We start from the raw sequence: 4,665 nt of genomic DNA, 5'->3' as shown, positions 1-4,665 counted from the left end.
GAAGGCCAGCAGGCGCGCGCACAACCTGCGCGTTTCATCGGCGCTGGCAGTCGCCATGGCGCCGACGGGAGTGATCATGCGTCGCGGTTGCCGCGACGCATCACGCGCTGCTTCTCGATCGCCCAGTCGCGGTCCTTGGCGGCATCGCGCTTGTCGTGGGTCTGCTTGCCCTTGGCCAGCGCGACTTCGAGCTTGATCTTGTTCTTGCTCCAGTACATCGCAGTGGGCACGATCGTGTAGCCATCGCGCTCGACCTTGCCGATCAGCTTGTCGATCTCGTTCCGGTGCAGCAGCAGCTTGCGCTCGCGCCGGTCATTGGCCACCACGTGGGTGGAGGCCTGGATCAACGGGGTGATCTGTGCACCGATCAGGTAGATCTCGCCGCGCTTCACATAGGCGTAGGCATCGATGATGTTGCCACGGCCTGCGCGGATCGACTTGACCTCCCAGCCCTGCAGGGCGAGGCCGGCCTCGAAGCGCTCTTCGATGTGGTATTCGTGGCGGGCACGCTTGTTCAACGCGATGGTTTTGTTGGCCGTCGCGCTCTTTGCTTTATCCTTGCCGCTGTTCTTGCTCATTTCCGTATTGTCTCCGATTCGGGCCCGCCCGGTCGATTGCCGAAACGTCCTGTATTCATGCCTACTATCCGCCGCAGCGCCCTGGTCGAACATTCGGCCGCGCGCATGTTCGACCTGGTCAACGACGTCCAGGCCTATCCGCGCCGTTTCCGCTGGTGCTCTGCTGCCCAGATCGTTGAGGAGGGCGAGGACCGCCTGGTGGCGCGACTGGACCTGGGCCTGGGCTCGTTCAGCACATGGTTCCAGACCGAGAACACCCTGCAGCGCCCGCACAGCATTGATATGCAGCTGCGCGATGGCCCGTTCAAGCAGCTGCACGGCCGCTGGGAATTCCATGCGCTGGCCGAGGATGCCTGCAAGGTCACCCTGACCCTGGAGTTCGAACCCAGCTCGCGCCTGCTCGGTCCGGCGCTGGCGATCGGCTTCCAGGGGCTGGCCGATCGCATGGTCAACGATTTCGTCCGCGTCGCCGACGAGGGCTGAGCGATGATCGAGGTCGAGGTGGTGCTGGCCTGGCCGCAGCGGGTGCTGTCGCGCCGCTTGCAGCTGGAAGAAGGTGCGACCGTGGCCGACGCCATTGCCGCCGCCGCGCTGGAAGGCAGTGCCGATTGCCCCGCCGTCGCCGTTCATGGTGTGCTGGCTCGCCCGCAGCAGGCACTGCTGGAAGGTGATCGCATCGAGTTGCTGCGCCCGTTGCTGGCCGACCCCAAGGACAACCGCCGGCGTCGCGCACTCGGCGGTTGATTCCGGCAGCCGTACCTGCGGACGGGCAGGGGGCTCAGCGGCCCTTCTTCTTCTTGTCCTTCGGCAGGTTGCGGCCGAACTGGCGCACGGTCTGCTGGGCCAGGGCCTTGTCGTTGCCCGGGAAGTAATCGCCTTCCCAGCGGGTCACGGTGTCATTCTCGAAGAACACCACGAAGTTCTTCACTTCGGTACGACCCAGGCGGTTCACGCGCTGGCTGGAGGTGTAGTCCCAACGCTGGGCGTGGAACGGGTCGGGAATGGACGGGGTGCCCAGCAGCGCGGTGACCTGCTGCTTGCTCTGCCCGACCTGCAGCTTGGCCACGGCATCTTCCCGGATCAGGTTGCCCTGATAGATGGGTTGCTTGTAGATGATGCCGCACCCGGTGGTGGACAGGGCGACGGCGGCGACCAACAGGAGATTGCGCATCGGGACTGGCGGTTGGGGAAATCAAACCGATGATACACTCCCGGCGTGCCACCGCGACCCAATCCGAGGCAGCTGGCGCTAAATCGCCAATGAACGGAGACCTATGGAAACCCACGACCTGCGTAAAGTCGGCCTGAAGGTGACCCATCCGCGGATGCGGATCCTGGCGCTGCTCGAGCAGCGCAATGCCCAGCACCACATGACCGCCGAAGACATCTACCGCCAGCTGCTGGAGCACGGCGACGAGATCGGCCTGGCCACGGTGTACCGGGTGCTGACCCAGTTCGAGGCCGCCGGCCTCGTGCTCAAGCACAATTTCGAGGGCGGCCAGGCGGTCTACGAACTGGACCGTGGCGGCCACCACGACCACATGGTCGACGTGGACAGTGGCAAGATCATCGAGTTCGAAAGCCACGAGATCGAGGAACTGCAGCGCAAGATCGCCGCAGACCATGGCTACGAGCTGGAAGAGCACTCGCTGGTGCTGTACGTGCGCAAGAAGCGCAAGTAATCCGTTCCGGCCAGCTGGATGCGACGAAACCCCGGGCCTGCCCGGGGTTTTTCGTTGATGGGGTCAGAGCCCTTTCCGTTCAGGTAAGGGATCCGACCCCTTGCGGCCCAGCAGGATCTCCAGGTCCACCGCCTCAGCCATGGCCCGGTTGCCGGCATCACCCGGGTGGAGGTGGTCGCCGGAGTCGTAGGCCACGGCCATCCGTGAGGGATCGGCCGGGTCGCGCAGCGCCGCGTCCAGGTCGATCACCGCGTCGAACGGGCTGTCCGTGCGCAGCCAGGCATTGAGCTGGCGGCGCAGGGTGTCCTTGTCCGGTTGGTAGTAGTCGTCCAGCGGCGTGCCGGGCAGGGCGCCAGCGAACGGTGGCAAGGTAGCGCCCACGATCCGCACACCTCGGCGGCGGGCCTGTTCTGCCAGCGCGCGATACCCCGCCTGCAGCTCGCTCAGCGTGGGCCGGGCCTGGTTGCGGGCGAATGCGGTACCTGGCCAGCTGATGTCATTGATGCCGATCAGCACGATCACACTGGATACCGCAGGCTGGTCCAGCGCGTCGCGCCGGAAGCGGACCAGGGCGGATTCACCCATGCCGTCGCGCAGCAGCCGCCCCCCGGAAATGCCGGCGTTCACCACGGCTATGCCCCGCGCTGCCAGGCGCGCGGCCAGATGATCGGTCCAGCGCTGGTCCTGGTCGAGGCTGGCGGTGGCACCGTCGGTGATCGAATCCCCGATCACCACTACGCTGCGCGCGTCGGCGTCGGCCTCGACGTCAATTCCGGTCAGCAGCAGGCGGGCGGTGGTGCTGCTGGCTGCGCTCAGGGCCTGGGCCCGGCTCTGGTCGCCGGGGGCGATCCAACTGGTCTGGCGGCCTTCCCAATGGAACGTCTGAACGGTTGCCGGCCCCGGCACAAAGACGCTGACCTGCAATGCCTGGCGGTCATCCGTGGCCAGCGGGAGCGGATCGCTCAGCTGTTCCTGACCGGCCCCGATCAACACCCCGGGCTGGCCGCCGAAGCTGAGCGGTTGCGGGATGGCGCCCGCGCGTGCGGCCACGCTGGCCGCCCCGATCCGCAGCGGCCGGGTGCCGTAGGCATTGCTCAGCCGCACCCGCAGCCGCGGGCCGCCCAGGCTGACACGCACCGTCTGGCGGAAGGTCTGGTCCTGCAGCGTGGCCGGGACCAGGGTCGGGAACAGGAAATCCGCGTTCCAGACCGGCTGCGGGCTGGCCTGCCAGCTGGCGACCCAGTGCGGGGCGGATGCGGCACTGGCGGCGCCGGACATGGCGAGCAGGGCGGTGGTGGTGAGCTGGCTCAAGCGGTTCATCGGGCAGTCCCGAGTGGAGGGACCGCCATGGTGATTCCGTGCTTATCTGTGAACTAGACTGCGCACGGACAATCATCTGTGAACTGGATTCATCGCCATGGCGCGACCCGACATCAACCGATCCGGCGAACTGGAAGTGTTCGTGCGGGTGATCGAGACCGGTGGCTTTTCCGCTGCGGCCCGCACGCTGGACATGACCCCGTCGGCGGTGAGCAAGCTGGTGGCGCGGCTGGAGCAACGGCTGGGCACGCGCCTGCTGCAACGCTCCACCCGCCAGCTGCAGCTGACCCCGGAAGGCTGCGCGTTCTACGAGCGTGGCCTGCGCGTGCTGGCCGACCTGGACGAGGCCGAGCGTTGTGCCAGCGCCCATGCCGAGCCGCGCGGGCGGCTACGGGTCAACTCCAACGTGCCGTTTGGCCGCCATTTCCTGTTGCCGCTGCTGCCGGCGTTTCTTGAGCGTAACCCGCAGGTGGGCGTGGACCTGACCCTCAACGACGAGGTGATCGACCTGCTGGAGCAGCGCACCGATGTGGCAGTGCGGGCCGGGCCGCTGAAGAGCTCCAGTCTGGTGGCGCGACGGCTGGGCGCGACGCGGATGATGATCGTGGCTGCACCGGCCTACGCGCAGCGGCACGGGCTGCCACGCACTGCCGAGGAGCTGCAGTCGCACAACCGGCTGGACATCGGCCATGCCCGTGCGATGCAGGGGTGGCCGTTGCTGCAGGAGGGGCGCGAGCGGATGCTGCTGCCCAGTGGCAATGCCCGCGCCAGCAACGGCGATGCGCTGCGCCAGCTGGTGCTGGGCGGGCTGGGCATGGCGCGGCTGGCGGCATTCCAGGTGCAGGAGGACATTGCTGCCGGGCGCTTGCTGCCGGTGTTGGAAGAGGCCAATCCCGGTGACCTGGAAGAGGTGCACGCGGTGTTCCTCGGGCAGGGCGGTTACCTGCCGCTGCGAGTGCGCGCGTTCCTCGATTTCCTGGTGGAGAACGTGGATCTGGCGCGGCCGTTGGGGTGATACGGGTAGTGCCGGCCGCTGGCCGGCAACCTCACGATCATCGTCCACCGGTGTTGGGTTGCCGGCCAGC

7 protein-coding genes are annotated in these 4,665 nt (G+C 67.1%); 4 read left to right on the top strand and 3 right to left on the bottom strand.

The window, feature by feature from the left end:
• Positions 1-74: 74 nt before the first annotated feature.
• The gene (gene smpB / locus ABGA94_RS14665; protein WP_005416174.1) at positions 75-578 is read right to left on the bottom strand and encodes an SsrA-binding protein SmpB; all 504 of its coding nucleotides are present in this window, start codon (positions 576-578) and stop codon (positions 75-77) included.
• Between the two features lie 57 nt (positions 579-635).
• On the opposite strand from smpB, the gene ABGA94_RS14660 reads away from it, so the two are divergent.
• Positions 636-1,061, top strand: a complete 426-nt coding sequence (locus tag ABGA94_RS14660; protein ID WP_005416175.1) for a type II toxin-antitoxin system RatA family toxin — start codon at positions 636-638, stop codon at positions 1,059-1,061.
• Between the two features lie 3 nt (positions 1,062-1,064).
• Positions 1,065-1,322, top strand: a complete 258-nt coding sequence (locus ABGA94_RS14655) for an RnfH family protein (protein WP_005416176.1) — start codon at positions 1,065-1,067, stop codon at positions 1,320-1,322.
• Positions 1,323-1,356: 34 nt separating this feature from the next.
• Here ABGA94_RS14655 and ABGA94_RS14650 read toward each other — a convergent pair whose 3' ends face one another.
• Positions 1,357-1,749, bottom strand: coding sequence for an outer membrane protein assembly factor BamE (locus ABGA94_RS14650; protein ID WP_005409234.1), 393 nt, complete (start codon positions 1,747-1,749; stop codon positions 1,357-1,359).
• 103 nt (positions 1,750-1,852) lie between these two features.
• Here ABGA94_RS14650 and fur point away from each other — a divergent pair, with 103 nt between their 5' ends.
• The gene (gene fur, locus ABGA94_RS14645; RefSeq protein WP_005409235.1) at positions 1,853-2,260 is read left to right on the top strand and encodes a ferric iron uptake transcriptional regulator; all 408 of its coding nucleotides are present in this window, start codon (positions 1,853-1,855) and stop codon (positions 2,258-2,260) included.
• A gap of 63 nt (positions 2,261-2,323) precedes the next feature.
• Here fur and ABGA94_RS14640 read toward each other — a convergent pair whose 3' ends face one another.
• Positions 2,324-3,580, bottom strand: a complete 1,257-nt coding sequence (locus ABGA94_RS14640; RefSeq protein WP_375367622.1) for an SGNH/GDSL hydrolase family protein — start codon at positions 3,578-3,580, stop codon at positions 2,324-2,326.
• A 97-nt stretch (positions 3,581-3,677) separates the two neighbouring features.
• On the opposite strand from ABGA94_RS14640, the gene ABGA94_RS14635 reads away from it, so the two are divergent.
• Entirely contained in the window at positions 3,678-4,595 is a 918-nt protein-coding gene (locus ABGA94_RS14635; RefSeq protein WP_065185194.1) for a LysR family transcriptional regulator, read from the top strand.
• The last annotated feature ends 70 nt before the right edge of the window (positions 4,596-4,665 follow it).

The sequence above is a fragment of the Stenotrophomonas sp. 3diitr2024 genome (assembly GCF_042136455.1).
GTDB lineage: Bacteria > Pseudomonadota > Gammaproteobacteria > Xanthomonadales > Xanthomonadaceae > Stenotrophomonas > Stenotrophomonas sepilia.
The sequence above is the reverse complement of the archived record's forward strand: the minus strand, read 5'-3'. Positions and strand labels throughout refer to the sequence as shown.